The organism is Paenibacillus sp. FSL K6-1318 (genome assembly GCF_037976905.1).
GTDB lineage: Bacteria > Bacillota > Bacilli > Paenibacillales > Paenibacillaceae > Paenibacillus > Paenibacillus amylolyticus_A.
Map to the genome: position 1 here is coordinate 6,015,127 of NZ_CP150270.1, position 20,625 is coordinate 6,035,751.

At 46.5% G+C, this 20,625-nt stretch carries 27 protein-coding genes; 1 reads left to right on the top strand and 26 read right to left on the bottom strand.

What is annotated here, in order from left to right; genetic code table 11:
- Nucleotides 1-151 precede the first annotated feature (151 nt).
- Nucleotides 152-700: a stalk domain-containing protein gene (locus tag NYE45_RS26975; RefSeq protein WP_340014640.1), complete on the top strand. Its 549-nt coding sequence runs from the start codon at nucleotides 152-154 to the stop codon at nucleotides 698-700.
- Here the strand turns inward: NYE45_RS26975 and NYE45_RS26980 are convergent.
- The 26 genes from NYE45_RS26980 to NYE45_RS27105 form a co-directional block, all read right to left on the bottom strand.
- Nucleotides 694-2,589, bottom strand: a complete 1,896-nt coding sequence (locus tag NYE45_RS26980) for a phage tail protein (protein ID WP_340014641.1) — start codon at nucleotides 2,587-2,589, stop codon at nucleotides 694-696. The two genes, NYE45_RS26975 and NYE45_RS26980, sit on opposite strands and share 7 nt — an antisense overlap.
- Nucleotides 2,590-2,599: 10 nt before the next feature.
- Complete coding sequence (locus NYE45_RS26985; protein WP_340014642.1) at nucleotides 2,600-3,118, bottom strand: hypothetical protein; 519 nt, start codon at nucleotides 3,116-3,118, stop codon at nucleotides 2,600-2,602.
- 54 nt (nucleotides 3,119-3,172) lie between these two features.
- The gene (locus NYE45_RS26990) at nucleotides 3,173-3,304 is read right to left on the bottom strand and encodes a hypothetical protein (RefSeq protein WP_278294822.1); all 132 of its coding nucleotides are present in this window, start codon (nucleotides 3,302-3,304) and stop codon (nucleotides 3,173-3,175) included.
- 55 nt (nucleotides 3,305-3,359) lie between these two features.
- Nucleotides 3,360-3,677, bottom strand: a complete 318-nt coding sequence (locus NYE45_RS26995) for a hypothetical protein (protein ID WP_340014643.1) — start codon at nucleotides 3,675-3,677, stop codon at nucleotides 3,360-3,362.
- Nucleotides 3,674-4,798, bottom strand: coding sequence for a tail fiber protein (locus NYE45_RS27000; RefSeq protein ID WP_340014644.1), 1,125 nt, complete (start codon nucleotides 4,796-4,798; stop codon nucleotides 3,674-3,676). Before NYE45_RS27000 ends, NYE45_RS26995 begins: the two co-directional genes overlap by 4 nt.
- Nucleotides 4,799-4,937: 139 nt before the next feature.
- Nucleotides 4,938-5,333, bottom strand: coding sequence for a hypothetical protein (locus NYE45_RS27005; RefSeq protein ID WP_340014645.1), 396 nt, complete (start codon nucleotides 5,331-5,333; stop codon nucleotides 4,938-4,940).
- A 5-nt stretch (nucleotides 5,334-5,338) separates the two neighbouring features.
- Nucleotides 5,339-5,908: a phage tail domain-containing protein gene (locus NYE45_RS27010; protein WP_340014646.1), complete on the bottom strand. Its 570-nt coding sequence runs from the start codon at nucleotides 5,906-5,908 to the stop codon at nucleotides 5,339-5,341.
- Nucleotides 5,905-10,347 (bottom strand): phage tail tape measure protein, encoded by a 4,443-nt coding sequence (locus NYE45_RS27015; RefSeq protein ID WP_340014647.1) that lies wholly within the window; start codon nucleotides 10,345-10,347, stop codon nucleotides 5,905-5,907. The genes NYE45_RS27010 and NYE45_RS27015 overlap by 4 nt, the downstream gene beginning before the upstream one ends.
- A 220-nt stretch (nucleotides 10,348-10,567) precedes the next feature.
- On the bottom strand, nucleotides 10,568-10,882 hold the full coding sequence (locus NYE45_RS27020; RefSeq protein WP_340014648.1) for a hypothetical protein: 315 nt from the start codon (nucleotides 10,880-10,882) through the stop codon (nucleotides 10,568-10,570).
- 12 nt (nucleotides 10,883-10,894) lie between these two features.
- The gene (locus NYE45_RS27025; RefSeq protein WP_340014649.1) at nucleotides 10,895-11,038 is read right to left on the bottom strand and encodes a hypothetical protein; all 144 of its coding nucleotides are present in this window, start codon (nucleotides 11,036-11,038) and stop codon (nucleotides 10,895-10,897) included.
- A 46-nt stretch (nucleotides 11,039-11,084) separates the two neighbouring features.
- Nucleotides 11,085-11,450 carry a hypothetical protein gene (locus NYE45_RS27030; protein ID WP_340014650.1) on the bottom strand — a complete coding sequence of 122 codons (366 nt, stop codon included), beginning with the start codon at nucleotides 11,448-11,450 and terminating at the stop codon, nucleotides 11,085-11,087.
- 105 nt (nucleotides 11,451-11,555) lie between these two features.
- Nucleotides 11,556-12,140 carry a major tail protein gene (locus NYE45_RS27035; protein ID WP_340014651.1) on the bottom strand — a complete coding sequence of 195 codons (585 nt, stop codon included), beginning with the start codon at nucleotides 12,138-12,140 and terminating at the stop codon, nucleotides 11,556-11,558.
- 5 nt (nucleotides 12,141-12,145) lie between these two features.
- Nucleotides 12,146-12,466 carry a hypothetical protein gene (locus NYE45_RS27040; RefSeq protein WP_340014652.1) on the bottom strand — a complete coding sequence of 107 codons (321 nt, stop codon included), beginning with the start codon at nucleotides 12,464-12,466 and terminating at the stop codon, nucleotides 12,146-12,148.
- A gap of 2 nt (nucleotides 12,467-12,468) precedes the next feature.
- The gene (locus NYE45_RS27045; protein WP_340014653.1) at nucleotides 12,469-12,843 is read right to left on the bottom strand and encodes an HK97 gp10 family phage protein; all 375 of its coding nucleotides are present in this window, start codon (nucleotides 12,841-12,843) and stop codon (nucleotides 12,469-12,471) included.
- A gap of 3 nt (nucleotides 12,844-12,846) precedes the next feature.
- Nucleotides 12,847-13,212 (bottom strand): phage head closure protein, encoded by a 366-nt coding sequence (locus NYE45_RS27050; RefSeq protein WP_340014654.1) that lies wholly within the window; start codon nucleotides 13,210-13,212, stop codon nucleotides 12,847-12,849.
- Nucleotides 13,199-13,495 carry a hypothetical protein gene (locus NYE45_RS27055; protein WP_340014655.1) on the bottom strand — a complete coding sequence of 99 codons (297 nt, stop codon included), beginning with the start codon at nucleotides 13,493-13,495 and terminating at the stop codon, nucleotides 13,199-13,201. Before NYE45_RS27055 ends, NYE45_RS27050 begins: the two co-directional genes overlap by 14 nt.
- Nucleotides 13,496-13,500: 5 nt before the next feature.
- Nucleotides 13,501-13,851 carry a hypothetical protein gene (locus NYE45_RS27060; RefSeq protein ID WP_340014656.1) on the bottom strand — a complete coding sequence of 117 codons (351 nt, stop codon included), beginning with the start codon at nucleotides 13,849-13,851 and terminating at the stop codon, nucleotides 13,501-13,503.
- A 34-nt stretch (nucleotides 13,852-13,885) separates the two neighbouring features.
- A complete protein-coding gene (locus NYE45_RS27065; protein ID WP_340014657.1) occupies nucleotides 13,886-15,046 on the bottom strand; it encodes a phage major capsid protein in 1,161 nt (386 codons plus the stop codon).
- 21 nt (nucleotides 15,047-15,067) lie between these two features.
- Nucleotides 15,068-15,817, bottom strand: a complete 750-nt coding sequence (locus NYE45_RS27070; RefSeq protein WP_340014658.1) for a head maturation protease, ClpP-related — start codon at nucleotides 15,815-15,817, stop codon at nucleotides 15,068-15,070.
- Nucleotides 15,810-16,955 carry a phage portal protein gene (locus tag NYE45_RS27075; RefSeq protein ID WP_340014659.1) on the bottom strand — a complete coding sequence of 382 codons (1,146 nt, stop codon included), beginning with the start codon at nucleotides 16,953-16,955 and terminating at the stop codon, nucleotides 15,810-15,812. The genes NYE45_RS27070 and NYE45_RS27075 overlap by 8 nt, the downstream gene beginning before the upstream one ends.
- A 15-nt stretch (nucleotides 16,956-16,970) precedes the next feature.
- Nucleotides 16,971-18,647, bottom strand: a complete 1,677-nt coding sequence (locus NYE45_RS27080) for a terminase TerL endonuclease subunit (RefSeq protein ID WP_340014660.1) — start codon at nucleotides 18,645-18,647, stop codon at nucleotides 16,971-16,973.
- Nucleotides 18,644-18,928, bottom strand: coding sequence for a hypothetical protein (locus tag NYE45_RS27085; protein WP_340017444.1), 285 nt, complete (start codon nucleotides 18,926-18,928; stop codon nucleotides 18,644-18,646). The genes NYE45_RS27080 and NYE45_RS27085 overlap by 4 nt, the downstream gene beginning before the upstream one ends.
- Before the next feature lie 189 nt (nucleotides 18,929-19,117).
- Nucleotides 19,118-19,285: a hypothetical protein gene (locus NYE45_RS27090; protein WP_340014661.1), complete on the bottom strand. Its 168-nt coding sequence runs from the start codon at nucleotides 19,283-19,285 to the stop codon at nucleotides 19,118-19,120.
- A 4-nt stretch (nucleotides 19,286-19,289) separates the two neighbouring features.
- Entirely contained in the window at nucleotides 19,290-19,625 is a 336-nt protein-coding gene (locus NYE45_RS27095; protein WP_340014662.1) for an HNH endonuclease, read from the bottom strand.
- Nucleotides 19,622-19,813: a hypothetical protein gene (locus NYE45_RS27100; RefSeq protein WP_340014663.1), complete on the bottom strand. Its 192-nt coding sequence runs from the start codon at nucleotides 19,811-19,813 to the stop codon at nucleotides 19,622-19,624. The genes NYE45_RS27095 and NYE45_RS27100 overlap by 4 nt, the downstream gene beginning before the upstream one ends.
- A 253-nt stretch (nucleotides 19,814-20,066) precedes the next feature.
- Complete coding sequence (locus tag NYE45_RS27105; RefSeq protein ID WP_340014664.1) at nucleotides 20,067-20,609, bottom strand: site-specific integrase; 543 nt, start codon at nucleotides 20,607-20,609, stop codon at nucleotides 20,067-20,069.
- Nucleotides 20,610-20,625: the final 16 nt, after the last annotated feature.

The window sequence follows — 20,625 nt, forward strand, 5'->3', positions numbered from 1 at the left end:
ATGCAAATAGCCCCCAACAAATACGGGAGCAAATGAAGATATTCAGTTATACAAGCATAAGAACCACCACCTTATTTCGGTTATGGTATAAAACTTTTTCCAGTGTTTACCGTAATAGATGATATAGTCTAATTAAAAGGAGATATGCCCCTTGAGAAAGTCTTTGGTAAAAACTGTCGTGACTCTCGGTATTGGAATGATGATCGGATCGGCAACATTAGCTGCCGCAGCTCCATCCACAATCCAAGCCGTTATTTCAAACTTTAAAGTTGTCGTTAACAATGAACAAGCAAACCTGAAAAACGCCCCTATCGTCAGTGAAGGTGTGACTTATTTGCCAGTGCGCGAAGTGGCCGGCCTGCTTGATGCAGATGTAAAATACGATGCTAAGAATAAACAAATCACTCTTAATTCGAAAGGAGATAACACCGTGATAACAGAAACTGAGCAAGAATGGGTATTCCTTCGTGACATCGCTTCTAAATACACCCTCAAGGTTCAACAACAAAAGAGCGGATCTCATGATCTCTTTGATGTAAAATCAGGCGACTCTGTACTGTTCACCGTTGATTCCACGAAACTTGAACAAGGTTACACGGCCTATACTGAAGATGGTCACCCTATTTCGGTTAAAATCAACCAAGGCAACCAAATCCTCATTAGCGAATCCGACCTGAAGGCAGCTGGGATAATTCAATAATCCCCGCCGCCTCTGCTTTGCGCGAATATTTGCGTAAATACTGATGCCACGACACGCCCCAGTGAATTAACTGGGGTTATTGTGATTTCGTGATAATCCCCCCGGTTGATTTTCCCGCTATTATCTTTCGAGAGGAATGGGATAATATCTATTTCTTCGCCAGATGTACTCAATCCAGGCACCAACACACCATCCACCCTTACCTGAACTGATTCGGGCATAGGACCTTCCCATATCCCGAATTCAATTTCATGGGAATGTGCAGGAATCGTATGCGTATGGTCCATATTGTGAGTATGTGGCGCTATCGTAACCGTATGATTATGTGATGGTATTGTTACGCTGTGCCTATGATCGGTAGTTAATGAATGGCCGTGTCCGCCAGATGCGACGAATGTGATAGGTGTTCCGTCTGCTTTCATGAGCGCAGTACCCGTAGGAATGCCGTGATTATGATCCAGAACACTATTTACGTATTCTGGAATGTTAATGGCGAAGAGATCCCAATCATCCAATGTGGATGACGATTCAATCCGAGAAGGCTGAGTTGAAGTTGTTGGCGTTTCTCCGCCGCCATTAGCTGTTGTATTCCTGGTACTTGGACCGGATGAAACTGAAGGAGCTGATTCAATAGCTCGGCTATATCCCCGGAAGGGTTCTACTCTGAACGACAACGCAACCTTATTCACCCTGGCAGTCTCTGCCGGGAGCCAGAACCGCAATACAGCTGGATGTGTTGGATCACAGTTATCTGCAAAGTCGTGACTATCATAGTTGGTAGCACCTTGGGCATATACCTCACTGATATGCATCCGGTTTCTCAAGTCCGCTATGCTTCCTGCAATGTCCTGGGACTTGTTCGCAATCTCGAGTGTCACGGCTCCCGGATCTCCAAGCAAGTTTCCTTTGCTCACTTTAACGACTCTGGCCTTGATGTCGATGCCCAGGTCAGAATCCTGCACCCGAACCATTGCCCCAGAAACGAACCGGTCAATCGGATCATTAGTGAGTGCGTAAATCTCCGCAGCATCCACCGTGTATTGGACGCTTGGCTCTTTCAGTTCGTCCAGTAGCGTCTGACAACGTGCCAGAAGCGTTTCAGGATATTCAAACCTCCGATCCACAAAGATGGTCTGTACGATCCCGTATTTCTGGATGTACTCCGGTTCCGCTTCGATATACGGCTTACCGCCATTGATATCCGCGAATGTGAGCTGATTTACACCTTCACCATATCCAAGTCCGAAAATCCTAGTGGATACCTTAGACGGGTCCACAGTGCGTGAGATGCCCTGCAAGTTAACCCCGTACCGGATGTATGCCTCTTCTTGTTCAGACGGCTTTATCAGATTCAGTTTCCATGGATAGACGGTTGTATCAAACGTCCACATATATTCATCCGGGAAAGGTTGTGGAATAGAGAACAGCGCACCCAACAAATTCTCATTTTCCCAGTTGTATTCAAACTGACGGTCAAACTGGACTGTGCCCAGCTGCCAACGCTTCACGATCTGTTTGGACAAGATGTATTGAATAACATCCCGCGTATACACACCCAGGTTGCCGACTGTGTGATACAAAAAAAGCACGTCATCCAGCAAAGTGGCCAGAACGTGCTCGCATGTATATGTGATTGTTGCCCCGTCAGAGCCGCGCCTTGTTTGGCTCGGCAAGATTCGGAATAACTCCAACCTCTCATCCCCGTCATGGATTTCCACAAAGTAGAGTGGTTGACACTCGCTATTCTTGGTATCATCTGCCGGAAGGCTGAATGATGCAGTCCATAGGGCATTCATTGGAGCCTCATAGCTCACGTCAAAGGCGTTTTCAAGGTACGCCACCTTGCGCATCTGTAGATCATAAACGGTTACGTATGCTGGTCTTCTCATTTCCTGCCTCCTATACGAATCGGTCTTGGAATGTAATCCGCATTAACACGGATCGGCCAGTATCCGGGTCCGTATACGTAATTGTGTTGTTACCCAAGTTCAAGTCAAAGAAATTCCCATCCATATTGAACAAGGCGTTGTTTCCGTTATGTGTGACTTTCAGGTTTTTCGAATCTATTATGATTCTGTCACCTGGATTAATCGGTCCTACGTAATCTATATAGTCAACATGGAACCGGCTTCCGTTTGCTTTCAGGGTCCCAACCCCATGCATGATTGCTTTTTGTAGTCGTTCACGAATGAAGGTAGCCGAAAGGCCGCCTTCACCGTCCAACTTTGCCGTATTGGATATTTCACGGACAAAATCCGCATGCAGTTCGCCCACACCGTCCATAATTACGGTTCCTGTCATTTCAGCACTGGAAGCAGCGGTTAACCCTCCCACTCCGTTCAGTGCCGCTCGACCGAAGACGAATACGGATATCTGCCGATTAAACGCCATACGGTTAAAAGCTCCCCGGTTAAACACGGCCTTCCCTCCTTCTGGACAAAATAAAAACACGTTCCGTTATGGGCGTGTTCGTTAGACGATATTTCCGTTTTGGTCCATTCCTGCTGCTTCCAAAGCCTCAGCTACTTTATCACGGCTTTGAACGGGAACAGATTCCAGCTTGATCAAACCTTTATGGATCATCATTACGTATACAGCCAACATAGTTTCACCTCCCCTCAAGAGCACTACGGCCCAACGGATCAGAATCCTAGCAAGCTTAACTCTCATCAGGCGAAACCACACTGAGCACGAGCATGTGTAGTTCCATGAGGGCAAGCTGATTAGCGTTACTCTCGGCTGCTAATCTTTGATTCTCTAGCTTAGATTCTGAAAGCTGTTGCTTTAGGAGGTCCATTTCCTGCGAAATATCTGGCAATGGATCGTCATACTCTCCTTCAATCTCGTATCCAGTAAAATCCGATATACCTCGGAAGGCGAACACTTCCGTCTGATCGCTGTACCCAATGATACTGTCCGATGTTTTGACGATTCGCTGCGCTTCGAATGTAACTCCAAACGCTGTTAGATTCTTCATGATCGGATCAACCCCCCATTAGATATTTGCTCAGATGTTGAACCGCTAGGTTGTGTACCATATTTGACGATTTCCCCTGCTGAGTCAGCGTAGATACCTATATTGTTGCCGCTGCCGAGCATACTATTTGAATACACCTTGGATAAAGTAGATGCCCGGATACCATAAGCTTTGCTCGAAATCGTACAATTAAACACATTCACAACTGAGTACGTCGTATATAGTCCAGGCTGCGTAGAAGTTGCGGTCATCGTAAGCGCAAACAGAGATATCGCTTTGACGTAATTAACCAATAGCGGTGTGGCGCTTGCCCCTTGGTTAATCGTCAAGTACCGCAACTCTATATTTGACAATGTCGATCGTTCAACTGTAATCAATCCTGAAATTACAACAGGAGACCCGCTTGAGGGTCCAAGGATTTTGAGGATTCCCGTTCCGAATTTGTTGCTGATGATTAAGTTTTCTGTATACGTCCCCGCGGCTACATTTATGGTGATATCATTAACGAACACAGCGGGCACTAAAGACAGCGCCTTATTAATTGTTTTAAAGGATTGACCTGTGGATAGGCCATCATTACTGTCGTTACCTGTAGCGGCGTTAACGTAGTAGTCAATGTTAGCGGTCGATAAATCAATGCCCGATGAAACAGTAGCCCATACCGATCCGTTATAATACTCCAACTTACCGGACCTAACACGCATTCCATGAGGTTCGCTAGTGGCGGCATTAGCATTTACATGATTGTCGAGAACTGTTTGAACAGCGTTTGCTTTGGTTGTCGCATCTGTTGCCGCCGCCAATCGTGCATCATTAACCGCCTTCGGTGTAGCTGCTTCTGTTTGGCTACTTGATCCGGTATCGCTAGAGAGCTGCACAATCCCTTTCTCAGTCAAGGAAGCATCCTGTGGCGCTGGTATATTGTTCAGCCGTTCGTCAAGGTCTGTAATGTTGTCTCGGAATGTATCATGATCGTATGCGGTGAAGTATCTCGCCAGTTTCGTTCCCGCCGCCCACGATTTAGCCACGCCCTCAAACCCTCTGGTTACGCCAGCAAGGTCGTTTCCGGTCTTATCGGTGTAAAGTATGGTTTCAGCAGCTTCATCCGTCCCAATGGTCAATTGGTTTGGCGCTGGAGGTAAAACTGAACCATCCAATACCGTGATACTAGTTTGGCTATCGTTAATGTCTGCCGCTAGCTCGGTCTGTCTGCTATTGACCGCAGCCGGGTACATGGTTTCAAGCATCAGTCATTCCTCCTTAACTTAGTGTCGCAGCAACTGCTCCAGTCAAAATTTTAAATACATCATTCGCGAGAATACTTCGCGGCGATTCTAATGCTCCAAAATACAATAAGTTCCCTCCTGTGGCTGCATCCCGTAAACCAATGTGCGACAATGTGCCCCATTGAGATGTGGCAATTGCGAAAGGGATATCTTCAATGTTCTTGATCGTTGGCTTGCCTCCTTCAATTGCTGGAGGCCCAAACACAATTGGTAGTCGCGCATATCCTCCGCCTGAAACTTCCTGTCCTGTATCGGCTGCTGTTGGATTTGTTGTATAAAGCGCAACATAAATCGTGGTAGGTCGTGTCCAAGTTGTATTACGGAAAGCCTGATTAAGTAAAGCATTTGCTAAGTAATTTGACACGTTCATGCGTATCACCCCTCTAATAAAAATTCATTCGTTATGCGTAACCGGCTCAGAGGAACGGCTCCTTGGTTCGTAATCACGATCAATGGAGCCGTTCGGACATTCCCCTTACTGACGATCTGTTCTTGATGAGGCGATGTCGTGATCAACGTCTCTTCAATCTGTTCCAAGCCATAAGCAAAGGGATCATGTGCAATCAGGGACAAGGAGAACATACCCAGTCCCATAATCCGTTCTGGATCAAAACCACCCGTCAGTTGCACGATAAACGCCTGATTCGGCCTCTCTCGCTGTCTCAGTTCGAGTTTGCGAGGTTTTCCGTAGCTGTCCACTAAATGGGAAGCCAAACTCATGACGGCCTGTTGTAGCGCCATATAGTCCTTTGTAATCATCGCGCAGTCATAAACAAACGTTCTCGACCCGATATCAGCGCCGAAATTGTATTGTCCATTACGTCCAGGAATGTTCAGTGTTCGATCCACCGTATCAGGTAGACCCGGACGTCTGGACGTGCCGCGCACCAAGAAGCCCAACTCTATGTTGGACTTCCCGCCAAGCCATATCATTTCATTACTCATCGTGCACCTCCTGTGCCTCGCGTTGCCTGTTGTGCCATCATGAACATTTCAGCTGCCAGTTCCTTAGCGATTGCTCGGATATCCTCGTCCCTTCGAACGTTGAATATAGTCCCGGCAAAGATGCCTTCCATGTTGAGTGTCACAGGCCCCATTCCTGTTGATTCTGATCCATTTGAATTACCCACGGAAGGTTGAACTGCTTTAGCCATATCTCTGGCCTGATTCTGGACATTGGACATCATGTTTGCCATACCTTGAACCAGTCCGGCCCCAGCCATTTCGCCGATCCAGGCCATTTCACGAGATGGCGAGTGGATATCCAGTGCCTTTTGCATCGTTGTCCGGACGGAATCCGCAATTGCCTTGGCTTTCGCCTGTACTGCACCTTGCATGGATGTCAAACCGTCAAGCAAGCCCTGCATCGCTTGTTTACCAATGGTAGGCAAGTCTGCTTTCATGGCATTGAACTGGTTCGTGGTTCCGAATCGGATCGCCTTGACCTTTGCATCGAAATCAGACTTGAGTCCGTCTATTTGTGTTGCAGCATCCACCCGCAATTGTGAAATTTGCTTGTTGGTATCCTCGCGCAATCCAGTGAGCTCCCGAACCGCTATCGCTCGGGATTCTGCCGACTTCGTTTGCCAGAGGTTTGTATACTCTGCAAGCTGTTCGTCAGTCAGTGTGTTCAGTGCTGCCAGCTCAGGAGCCGCTTTCGGCCCCATCTGCCGCAATTCCTCAAGTAGACCCTTGTCGATCCCTCGCGCCGCCAGCGCCTCAATGTTCGATGCCCATGTAGCCAGGTAGTCGACTTGGCCCCGTAAGTTATCCAGTAGCTGTTGACCGGATGTTTCTGATTTGGCTACAACCTCATCAAACAATCCTGCAAAGTCGTTGATGGCCTTGGCTCGCTGTTCCACAGCCTGTTCGTAAACGCCATTTAGCCGCATCTCTTCAGCTGCGACATTTGCATTAATCTCTTTGGTTTTGGCGAGGAAGTCCTCGCTGGCTTGAGTAAGTTGGTTGTAAATTTCCAACTTAACTTTTCCTGCTGCCTCTTCAGCTGCTTTCGCCTCAGCAGATCCGGCCTTGTATCTAGCTTGGACCCGTTCCCATGCTTTGAGTTGTTGAGCAAGAGACATTTCGTTGGCCGCTGCCGCTCTTTCGATATAGTCCTTGGATGACTCAAAGCTCGACTTAGCTAATTCCTGTTTGATTTTGTAGGCTTCTTTTTCCGCCGCAATATACTGGGTAGTACCGGCTTTGTATTTGGCCTGAACCTTCTCCCACATCGCCAACTCCTGTTGGAGTGTAGCCTTGCCTGTGGAAGCTCTGGCATCGATGTAAGCCTTGGAAGCCGCAAATGAATCCTTGGCCGCTTTTTCAGCCGATTTGGTTTGTTGCTCATGGGCTTTCTTGATCTCAAGTGTAACCTTCTGAACTTGGGCAGCAGTCTTTGCATATGAGGACTTTACTTTCTCCAATGCAGCTACATAGCCGGCCGTGTCGATGTTACCCATCTTGAAATTGAACTGAGCTGTAGCGAAAGCATCTTTGAAAGCCTTGTTGACCTTGGTTGCCGTTTCCTTGGCTGCCTTGGCTGCTGTTTTTGTTTTGTTACTGATACCGTTAGCCAAACCTTGGCCGATGTTTTCCCCGTATCCGGTTGTGAGACGCGAAGGAGAGTGAATATCGAAAAACTTCTTGAAGAATCCGCCAATGGCTTCGGAGATCTCCTTTGCCTTATTGACTACAACATCTTTCATGTTGCCAATACCCTGGACCAGACCTTCGATGATGTTTTTCCCGACATTCTTCATGGTCTCGAAAGCCGTACTGAATATGCCCTTGATACCCTTCCAGACTGTTTCGGTCACTCCCTTGGCCGCTTCCCAAGCACCGGACCAATCACCCTTGAAGATTGCCAGCCACGTTTTTATGATCCCGGAGATAACACCAATGGCCGTATCAACAACAATCTTGATTGCATTCCAGGCGCCAGTGAACACGCTCTTGACGACATTTAAAACTGTCTTGAATAAGGTTGTGATTGTGGCGCCCCAGGTATCCCAAAACGCCTTCAGATTGTTGAACACAGTCTTGATGACCGTGAATATCACAGTGAAGGTCGCGCTGAATAATGTCTTCAGGATTTCAAAGACACCTTTGAACGCAGCTGTAATTGTCGAACCCCATTTATCCCAGAACGCTTTAATATCGTTGAATACAACCTTCACAAATTCCAAAATAGCTTTGATCACTGTGTTAAAGACTATATTCAATCCTGTCCAGAACGCCTTGAAGAACAGGGTGATGTCATTACCCCACGTAGCCCAAAACGATTTAATGCCGCTGAAGATCGATTTCACAACTTCAGTCAGGGCCTTCAGAACCGTGTTAAAGACAACCTTGATACCAGACCAGAGTGTATTGAATAGTGCGGTTATCTCCCCGCCCCAATTCGCCCAGAACGATTTCAAAGCACCGAATATTGCCATCGCTGCCGTTTTAATGCCTTCCCACACTGCGTTAAGCGCATCACGCACCGTCTCGTTCGTGTTGTACAGGTAGGTAAGACCTGCGACTAGCGCAGCAATAGAGGCAATAACAATACCGACCGGACCTGTCAATGCAGTCATTGCCGGCCCTAGCATGGTCAATCCGGCTTTGAGTTCTGGCAATAGACCTATAAAACTGGTTACAGGTCCGACAATCAGAGCCAACCCTGCCGTGATTGCACCAGCCACAGCCACAAACGATTTCGCGCTCTCAGGTAGATTATTGAACACATCAACAACCGATTGAATTGCTGCGGCTGCGGCTCGAAGCGCAGGGATAAGTGCTGAGCCTATCGTAATCTTTGCCGTTTCAACTGATCCGCTCAATTCTTCAAGCGCACCTTTGAACGTATCCATCTTCTGGGCCGCAACCATTTGTGCATCAATCTTGTCCATGGCCGCTGCCATTTCTTCAATTCCCGTTGCGCCTTCTTTGTACAAGATGTTACCAGCACGGATCGCATCTGAACCGAACATGGTATTCAGAGCGGCTTGCCGCTGCATGTCGTTCAATCCACCCAGTTTGTCATTCAAGATTCCAGCGATTTCGGACATGTCCTTGAGTGAACCGCTAGCGTCATAAAAGGATGAATATACCCAGCCGTTTGCTTCTGCCATTTCTTTTGCTTGCTTGAAATACTTCGCTGTTACAGTTTTTGCTCCATCCGCCTGAGCCAGATAACGCGCTAGTGCTGAGGTGATACCATCGACACTAACCTCCGCAGGCACAATCCCTCTTTTCGCTAGGTATTCCATCGCCTTGGCAGTGTCTAACGTTAACAAGCCGAGATCCTTAAAGGTGGCATACGCCTCGTTGGTCGTAGGCTGTAGGCGCATAAGCATCGTTTTGAGAGATGTACCCGCATCCGACCCTTTAAGGCCGTTCTGAGCGAATGCAGCCAATGCCGTGGCTGTATCTTTGAATGATAAACCTACCGAGGCCGCAACTGAAGCTGATTGAGACAAACCGAACTTCAGCTCGTGAACGCTGGTTGCTGATGCGTTCGCTGCCCCGGCCAAAATGTCAGCCGCATCTTGGACGGAAAGCGAATCGGCTTTAAACGCATTAAGCGCCGTAGATGCAATTTCTGCCGCATCCGCTAGTTCCAGTTCACCCGCAGTCGCTAATGACAATGCGCCGGACAAACCGCCGTTCATGACATCTTGGACTTTTACCCCGGCTTTGATCAATTCTTCTATACCTTGAGCTGCTTCTGTGGCGCTATACTTGGTGTCTGCACCCATCGTGATTGCTAATTGTTCAAGTTCGCCGCGAAACTTACTTACTTCAGCCGGATCCATGACGGAATATGCGTTTGCCATGCCCTGTTCAAAATCCGCTGCGCTTTTAACAGCAACGCCAAGTCCTGCGGCAAGCACGCCTCCTAGAACCGTGATCCCGGCGCCAACCTTTTTCATTTGCTCGTAGGAATTGCCCATCGCTTGCTGAGCTTGTTCAAATGATTCTTCGAACTCTCTACCAAGCTTACTTACCTCTCTGGTTTGCTCGGTAATTTCGCCAGTCGTTTCGTCTAACCGCCTGTTTAGCCCCTGCAAGTCCTGCTCTGTCTTGACAACCTCACGCTGGAATGCCCTGTATTGCCCTTCGGTAATATCCCCTCTGGCAAACTGTTGGTTCACTTGTTCCTGTGCTGCTTTTAATCGGTTTAGCTTCTCCTGTGTATTACTGATCGCACTTGCCAAGAGACTTTGCTTTTGAGCAACCAATTCAGTGTTACCAGGATCAAGCTTCAGCAGCTTTTCAACCTGTTTGAGTTCAGTTTGAATATCTCTGGACTTTTTATTGACGTCACCAAGAGCCTTGGTTAAACCTGTTGTTTCTGCTCCGATGACAACGTTAATCCCTTTAATGGTTTCTGCCACACAGCCCACCTACCTTATGTTCCAGGCAGGCATTGGCTCGCTACTTAATGTGCGGCACGCTCTGTTCCTTAATTTTCACTTGTACAATCTGCTTGCAACGTAGACATTTGATCTCCACATCCGCAGTCCGCGCTTTAAACAGTAGGTGGCCGCACTTGGGACACCTCACTTGTTGTAGATCCATAAAATCACCACACAGTCATTTCGAGTTACAAATCGCTTAGGTTTGGGATTCGACCATGATTTTCAGCCGTTTCATCTCCGCTGCCAGCTTTTTCTTTGTATTAGCAATGCGAACGTCGATGCCTTGAATCTGCCTCTTTGTTAGACCGCCTTTACCAGGACGCTGCATTAGAACGGTCAATAAAGCGTTGAAGGTTCTTACTTTCTCGTTCTCATAATAGGCAGTGTATACATGGCCGCAATGAGGACAAGAGAATCCCACTCGATCCACTCTCGGAAGAACTTTCTCTTTGCCATAACTGACCAGCACGAATTCCTCTCCGCAACCATCAGTACATTCCACTTTCATCATACGGCCAACCTCCTACTTGCCATAAAAGGCATCAATATCCGCCTGAGTGGCTTCTCGTGGACCCTCATCCTTCTTGTCATTGCCTGTGAAGCTTTTAGCAAGATCAATCAGATCACCACAGCTCAGGTTGTTCAATTCTTCAAAGCTGAGCCCCACCCGTTTGCCAATCGCGATCAGATCTAATTCCAGACGAGAATCCCGTTTAGGTTGCGACTCCGCCTTTGACCCCGTTGTTTTTACGAAAAAAGCCTTCCGTCGCTTCCTCCAAAGCCGCTGCGAAGAACGCCTCATCGGACAAATCCAAATCGTCACCCAAGGAAGCTAACCACGGTTCGAAACTCGGAAACTCTTTACCGTAAGCATCCGCCTTCGCCATCGCCCATACCATCTGCAGGTTGGACAATATGTCGATGTTGGTTATATCGACCTCACCACCTTCCATGGTGCCTCCAACCATTTTCATCATGTCGCCAAGAAGATCCGTCTTAAATTCCTTCTTGTAAAAAAGAAGAGCCAGAGCGGTTGCTCTGACCCGTACTGTTTGGTTTCCGATTGTTAGTTCACGCATTTTCATCGTCTCCATTCTCTATTTTGGATAAGTCGAGGTCGTCCGCCTCCGTTGCACCCGTCTGCACCTCATCGTCAGACGGGCTTAACATGGCATTAGAGGCGTTTACTCCCCCGCCGTGAATGTTGGTGTGTAAACTGTCGTAAAGAAGGAATTAAACTGTGTAGCGTTTGTTGCGCTCAATTCTAAGTCACCCTTGACGATGTTTACTCCGTCTATCTCAATTGGCGACACAGTTACCGACAGCGTTTCACCAGTGATCTCAATCGAATCACTCTTGGTCGTCAATTCTTTCGCCATCCGCGCTGCTTGGCAATCGTAATATACGAAACGACGATTCCTCTTATCACCTAGAACCTGACCTGAGAGAGCGAACTTCTCTGGCATTCCATCAGAAACTTCCACCAAAAGACCATTATCGTCAATCTTCCATCCGAACATCCGGACTTTGACTTCATCGGGAATCAAGGCCATTTCCAGTTCAGCCGTATAACCGTTATTACTTGTTACTACAAAATACGCAGTATTGTCTGCATAAAAGGAGGAAGCCTCGCCTTGAGCCTCTGGCGACCAACGAACCGCACCGGGAATTGGAATCGGAACTTCCCAAGCCGGCTGCTCGGTAGCAGCATCATCGAAAAACGCAATGTGTACCTTATCCAAACCAAACGTTACTTTATTTTCTGTCATATATTTCACCCTCCAATAAGTTGTATTTCATAAATAACTTGATGTAGCTTTTCGCTTTCCAGGTACGTTTCCGATTTACTGAACGGCAACTGCATTTCCCGCAATTTGTCCTTCACCTTTTGCTCCGCCACCAGATCCTTCTTCTCTGTGTAAAGTTCTACCTGGTAGACAGATACTTCAGCGTGATTAAAGTTGTCAGCCATGAAGTCATTTCCGTAGGCGAACAGATACACAAGGTAAGGCGCCTTCGGTTCCGTTGTGAAATGCGAATAAGCGACTGGATACCCAATCGCTTGAAGACCTTGATATAATTCGGCTTGGTTCATCTTCATCCCCCACTGCGAATGATCGATTTAATTCGATTCACCATGTCCGGTAACTCTCGGTCGACCGCCGGTCTGATATGTGGTTTCCCCGCGACCCGCCCACCGCGCCTTTTGGCATGACCGTTCTCGAGCAAATGCGTAAGACCCGGTTTGTTTTTGTTATAAACGCTATAACGAAGGCCGCTGCCATCTGATACTTTCTTCCTTGCCCAACCCGCGGCATATCTTCCGCTTTTCTTTGGTGAGTTGGCGGAAATATCCTTTGTCACCTTCCGGGATGTCTTGTCTAACTCTTTCTCAATTCCGCTAGTGACATCCTCGGTATACGTCTTTACGGCCGAAGTGATTTCGTTGGCTAGGTTATCAAGTGAGACCACGATTTATAGCCTCCCCTCAGCAATAATGGTGAACGTGGCGTTCAGTTCATCGTCATTGATGATGCTTTTCACATCGTACGACACGTTTTTAAACCGGATCTCGATCCGCGTTTTCTTTTCAGCAAACAGCTCGTCCAACGCTTTGGAATATCGGACCACAAATCTGGTGACATGTTCCGTGTTGGTTTGAGCTGCTGCCATGAATTCCGAACCCTTGGTTGTTTTGACCATGGACCAGAGCCTACGCAGTTCGCTGAACACCTCTGACTCGTTCCCGATATCATCCTTGACAATAACCGGTCCCATGACTGTGATCCGCTTGTTGAATCTACCGCTATGGCTGTTCGCGTTATATTTATTGTCCCTCATCTGCATCAACCTCACTTAAAACCTTGTCCAACATGAGATTGTTGATTTGAGTCAGGAAGTTGATGTTAAAGTACTCCAGTGCATCGTTGTAAACGTACCGGGATCGCTCAAACACCAACTCCTTGAAAACTTCATCGGTTTGGATGTCATAATCACCACAAGACCTTACCAAGGCATCGTTTGAAGCCTTGAGGATCCTCAATAGGTTCCCATCTTCCTCATCGTCCAGGTGCATACGATCCAAAAATTCCTTTACAATCTCTTCCGTGACAGTTCCGGCCACCGGAATCACTCCTTCAGGGCAGATTCAGCAGCAAGGGCTTCTTCCTTACCCTTCACTTTCTCGCCGTTGGAGAGTTCATAGGTTCCGCCCCCAACATGATGTGGGAATGTCTTCTCATCATCGGGATCGTCCGGTTTTTTGTTGGTCGAGTCCTTCACTGGCGAAGCGGAACTTTCATTCTCCTGAACCTCAGCCAGATAGATTTTGTTGTACTTCGGGTGAATGTTCGAAAGAAAAGAAATCCGATCATCATTGGCCTCGTACCCCTCTGCTGGATAAGTCTCGCCAGGCTGATAGATTCGATCATCGTGCCCGGTTTCTTGGAACCGGTTGACCACTTTCGCTTGTAAACTCATGCAATCCCCTCCTTCAAAGAGTTAGACACCCCAATTAAGGAGTGTCTACACCTTCTGCGCTGAATTGGATGTCCAGGTCATAAACCAACGCGGCCTTGTTGTCTTTCGGTCTACCGTTCGCAAATTGCTTGATAGTGTAAAGCATTGCATCTTCGATAGCGAGGGTTTGATCGAACTTGTTCGCCTTGTACCCGCCTGCAATTACAGCAAGGTATTGACCCTTCACAAAGAACAACGCCTTTTTGGCTGGGATTTCCTCGGACTCAACCAATTGAATGTTATACGGGAGAGATGTAACCCATTGACCGTTTGCTGTTTGAATCGTATTACGAAATTGAACGCTGATGAGATCAATTGGATTAACTACCATAACGACCTTATTAGATACCTTACGAGCCTTGCCTTTCTCGTCAGTCGTTAAGTTCTGAACAACTCCATGAAGCTCCCCGGCCACAACTTCACCCATCAGAGACGGAGCAAACGTCAATGTTCCAGAGGATGTTTTCGGAGTAACGGCACCAGTTGAAGCGTCTCGGTTCATCATCAATCCAATCGGCTCGCTTTGCGCAGGACCGCGACCGTTAACCAGTCCGAATTCAAGACCGACCGAGTAACTTTCCACCAGCACCGTGCGAACATAACGCTCAACCCATGTCGGCCCCAGTTCGAGCATGTCTTTTGGAATTACCGCAAAAGCAGTGAGTTTCAGTTGACCAATTTTCTCTTCTCGGAATGCTGCGCTAATCTGTCCTTTGATCTCTCCGTACAGATCGCCCCACGCATAAGCTTTAGTCGCATCTGAATAGATAAACCGTGTTACTGCGCCGAGGTCCTGCAAACCGATTGCTTCCAGGAGAGGATGTTCAGTTACCAAATCCTCGAAAACCCGTTCTTGCGTTGTCTCCGGCAGGATCATGTTATCCGTGAATCCGCCGCTGATGATAACCTCGTTAAAGAATTTTTTCTCTTTCGAAGTCAACACGTTGTGCCCGCGAGCGGCAAGGACCTGTGAATCAGTATTATCATTACGAACCTGTGTCGTGATTTTTTCCGTCAAATCTTCCGCAAGAGCGTCTTGCATTTCGTTCCATGCAACAGCCTGACTCTCGGCATCAGCACCGTCTTTCACCAGAGCCATGTAAGCTGCTTTCTTAGCTTCGAAATTCTCCATTTTACCTTTGAGTGTCATTGTCATTTGAATGCCTCCATTTTCCCATTAAAAAATGAACCTTGGTCCGGCAGAAGCTGCTGGATTTGGTTCATCCTTAGGGTTTTGATTTTTTAATTGTCTTACTTCATTCTGCAATGTAACGACCTGCGCCCTGAGTTCAGCGACTACTTCTTCCTCTTTTACCACACCCGAAGCCGTGGATGTCGCAAAACCAAGGTCAACTGCCTTCTGTGCGCTGAACCATGTTTCTGCATCGACCATGTTCCGAACTTCCTCGCGGGTGATGTTGGCCTTGGTCATATAAATATCAATGATTCCTTCTTCCAGTTCGTCCAGGACATCCGCTTCTTTTCTCATGTCCGTTTTGGTTCCCCAAACAAAAGAACTGGCTTCGTGGATCATGTACATCGACCCAAGGCCCATAATTAATTCGTCAGCAGCCATTGCGATCACGGAAGCAGCCGAACAAGCCCACCCGTCAATATTGATGGTTACCTTGCCGCTATGCTTCTTCAGGCGATTGTAAATAGCTATACCGTCAAAGGCATCACCCCCAGGGCTATTCAGGTTAATAACAATGTCGCCGCTAATACTCTTCAGTGCATTATCGATGTCGGCAGCTGAAACCGAATCCTCCCACCACGAATCACCGATGATTCCATAGATCGTGAGTTCCGTTGAATTAGCGGCCTCATTGCGAACTGTTTCAAACTTACGCGCGACTTTTTGCAACTGATCGGTATAAGCTTGATTCTTGAATGTCTTGAAATAATCTTGTTTCGTGATTTTACGCATTTGTATCACCCCCTTCCGGATCAGAAGAAGCTGACTGATAGTTCTTCGTTAACACATACTCATCAAGTGCCGGATTGTCCACAGGTTCATCTCCCAACATAATTCGGATATCATTTCCGCTGTAAGTTCCACTGGCACGCAACTTATCAACCGCATTCGCCAGCTCCAATGGGTTCATTTCAGCAATGCCGCGAACCTTGATTCTCTTTCCGGCAATGTAATCTTTCTTATCTACCAATTTGGCGTTCAGTTCATCTTCTATTTTCTTGACCAATGGTTGGATGCAGAACTTGATATATGCCTTAATAGCAGTTTCGTATTCAGACATATCACCATGAATTAAAGATGTTGGTATGCCAATGATATTTGCAACATCATCCGTCAAATCTCGCTTAACCTTTGCCAGCTCATCAACCGATTTCCCGTTGTTCGATCCGTCATTCACTTCGCTATATTGAAAACCTTTGAGCAATGGCACCAGTGCAACGGAATTGCGCCTGAACGAGTCAAACAACCTGTTAATGAAGTTCTGCAATCTCGTTTTGTTGTCATCGTTTATTACTTGCGTTGAATCCAGACTAACGGTACCCCTAATCTGATTACTTAGTTTTTGAGTCTCAAGCATCCTGCCAAACAGATCCGAGTAATCATCAAAAGCGCCTTCCATGAATTTTGATAGCTTTTCGTTGTTATAGGTCCAGTGAAGAACCTCATCCATTTGAAACGTGCGCTTGAAGGTGTAGTCTTTGACAACAACGTCTCTAAACACATCGGGAAATACCGCGTATTCGTCCCGAGTAAAACTGTCAGCGATTAGCAAGTCATTACTGTCTGAAAGCACAATCAACACTTCGTTATCATCAATCAGTTTGTGCGTGACTCGCTGCCAAAACTCGGCTGCTGATTGATCAGTGTTCGGCCTTACATTCAACAAATAGTCCCAATCATCACTCACGCGCTTATCGTCTTTCATGATCCTGAATTCACTTTGGCCAATCGTACGCCCAATGAAATTGATACACGTTTCAAGCGCCATTTTCTTGAGATAAGCCCTACTGGATGAATCTATACCAAAATCCAAGTCAAACAACGATTCCAGCTCTTTATTGCGCCTCAGTACACTGTCCAAGAACCCCATGATCCACCTCCTTTCCTAGAATTCCAGATCTTCCAACGCATCTAGTGCATCTTCCATGCTGTCTTCTGTCAGTTCCTCGAAACGATAAAGGCCGCAAATGAGCGCTTGGAATCCGTCTGTTTTCCTTCGGATCGGTTCCTTCTTGCCGTAAACCTTGTTACCGTCTTTTTTGATCGTCACAAGGACGTTGTTGGTGTACCAGCGCATTAATGGGTTGTCACCCCATATGAACATACCTTTGGCGAAATACATCTCTACACGCGGCGCTAAGAGGCCGTGAATAGCTTCCGGCCTACGAATAACCTCAACCTCGAAGCCGACAGCCTCAAGCAATGGTTTCAGCATTTCCATTCGGTAGTTATCACCAATGACTTTCTTGATGCTGTATTTCATCCTCATTGTGACGAACCAATTCACGATATGTTCCAGGTTAATCATTTCCTCGTTCAAAACAGTGAGTAACCCTTTGGACTCCCATTCCTTAATCGGAGCAAATTTCTCTTTGCTGTCCACTCGTTTCATGGAGTATCCGTAATACTTATCAACAAACTCTTTTCTGGTGAATGAGTGAGTAATAAACGGTACCTTTCCGTCATGTTTGAAAACTAAACCGACAGATGCAAAATCTCGTATTTGCGCAAAGTCAATGCACCCAATGGCTTCCTTGCCCTCTAGATCCGGTAACGGTTGATTAGTTGAAGCAATCTCTTCCCATTTTGCTACAGATCGTTCCAAGTCGGTGACTGGAAGATTCATACGTTTAGTCATGAACTCTTCTCGGTTTGAAGGATCGTCCGCCAGGTCTTCGTATTCCTCATAGATCGTGTCATAAAGACCCTGAGAGTACTCATTCCTCGGTTCGCTCAGCATTGGGTTTGCCAATTCCCATAGTTTTGGACTATCAACTTCTTTTTCATCGTTCAGCTTGCAAAGGAATGGGAAGACTGAGTTTACCCTGGCCTCACCACTCAGAACCTTCTTGGCTTTGTCTTTGAACTTGTCCAAGAATCCGTCCCGAACATATCCGTCTGTTCCGATGTAGAACTCTCGTGGGTTTTTCTTCTTACCCAAACCAGATATGTGAACCCGGACGTCAGAGTTATCCTCGAAATAGTGGATCTCATCGAACACAACCGCGCCATCACGAAGACCGTCCTTCGTATTACCGTTGGACGTTCTGAATTTGAAAATGCTATCAGTTTTTTTTGAGAGCACCTGCATTGCTGTCGGCTTGAAGTGATTCGATAATATCTTTTCCCGCTTGATGGTCTTAGCAGCTTCCTCCACAGAAGTCTTTGCTTGCTCTTCCGAGTTTGCTATAACGGATATGTTGTATTCCCTGATGCCGTGAAGATCGCTAATCAGAAAATGACATATGACAGTGATTAGTCCGTTTTTACCGCCGCCCCTGCCCATCATCCAAAGGAACTTCCGATAGAAGACTCTGTCAGTATCCCTAAAAAATAAAAAAACGAAAGCAACCAAGAACTTTTGGAATGGCTGCAAAGGGAAATACCACTTCGCCGCAAACCGGATACAGTTCTCAATCATGTCGTCGTTGAAATACAAATCGTCACGGGAAAGAACATCCCGTTCCAGGTATTCAATTAACTGTTCTCGTTCCTTGTTAAACTTAACTTCCCCCGTATGGTAAAGCTGGATATAAGCATCAACGTGTTTCTGCCGAATCATATCAGATCACTTTTCGTTCCGCCCCTAGTTGATGGACCTGATTGCTCAGGCTTCGGTACGTTCAAGTTCAATGAATCCAGGATCTTTATCATACGGTCGTTTGTTTTATGCAAGTCGGTAATCGACGGGTTTGATTTTGGACCGTGCATACCAGAGATTTGAATCCCCTTTTTTTCAATATCCCAAATTAGTTTATTTTTTAGATCCCAAAGTGATAGATAGTCTTGTACCAAATCTTTGTGATAAGAAGGAGGTGGCCCGTTCGCTTTCAACTGTTTCATAAGATCACGCTCAATTTGCTTTCTTAACTTATCTCCGTCTGCTGCAGTCAACAAAATCACCCCCTTTTATTAATTTCCATCTATTCCCAATATACCAACGTGATATATTTACTCTAAAAAACCCGACAGAACACTCCCACACCGGTGCCCGGGCCCCGGGGAATCGCCAAACCTTTTGACCCGGGGGTACTATTCTTTCAAATATTCTTCGAGTTGTTTCTTTTCTTCTTGAACTTTAGCGAGCTCGAGCGAACGGTTAGTTAAATCCTGATCCAGTTCAGCCATGATTGCCTTGGTTCTTTCTTCTTTTCTCTGAACCTCGTCCAATCTCTTTTCAATCAATTCCTTGATGTACATATCCCTACCACCTTTCATCTTTTTCCCACTTGTTCACGTTCCGTTCAAACACCCTGTCATGCTCCCTGTTATGGCAGTCAACACATACCGTCTCAAGGTTATCTATATCAAGCGCCAGGTCTGGATGATCCTCAAGTTCTTTGATGTGATGGACCACAAGCTGTATCTTCTTACGACCAGCTGATTCGCTGTACTCGTTCGTGTCAATGCTCACCAGTCCGTTGCGTTTACATGGTTGGCACTCATAGTTGTCACGCTGCTTAACCTCAGTCCTCAGTCGCTTCCAATCTCCACTGTCATAGAACTTCCGCTTCTGCTCAATTGTTTTGTACATGATCACACCAGAGTAAATGCTTGGCTAACGATTCTGCGGATTGTTCCTTCGCATTCTTGTAGCGCCAAATCCTTTGGCATACCATTATCAACCGCCTCTTGATAAGTCTTGGCAATCCCCTGAAGAAGCGGAGTTACCCATGGTTCGAACTTCACATTCACTTGCAAGCCTGTTGCTTTTACCTTATCATCCACACCAAATCACTCCGTTCTCACATTTTGTATAAATATTCAGTCCATTTAACGCACAAATAACCCTTTTAAAATAAGGGTTTATCGCGTCTGTTTCGGTATCTTTCCCGTCACATTGCAGTGATTTCTGTATAAATATCGAGTTATTCATATCTTATTAGAGAGCATAACTGCGATCGTTTAAATTTTCCCTTATCCCATAAGGCTTTGGAGTCGTTATTAATTTTGAGTTATACACTCGCTAATTATGAATAACTCATAAGTCGAAGTTATCCATGGCAGCATCCATCATGTCCTGGTCCATGCCAATGTAACGTTTTGTAATCGACTTATCAGAATGGTTAAGAAGATTTTGCACAAGGCTTATGTCCTTAGTCTTTTGGTACATATGGTAGCCAAATGTCTTGCGCATGGTGTGTGTCCCAATGTCAGCTAACCCAAAACGCTTTGCTGCCTTGCGCATGACCTTATAAGCCATGTCTCGCTTAATTGGTCTGTTCTCTCCTTGCCTGGACTGAAACAAGTATTCGTCCCGTTCCATGCCTTCCGTGTATTTCTTCAGCTCACGGCGTAACGCGGCGTTTATCTTGATCCACTTCTTCTTGTTGGTTTTCATTTCAATTAGAATCAAGTGTTCACCTTGAACATCCCTTACACGCAGCTTGAGTATATCTTGAATGCGTAATCCGGTATTGATGCCAAATGTAAACATCATGTAGTTTCGTTCGCTTTCTGATCTCAGGAACTCTTTCACCTCGTCAATGATAGCCGGGTCCCTGATCGGCTGTACGAAGTTCACCGGCCATCACCTCCCA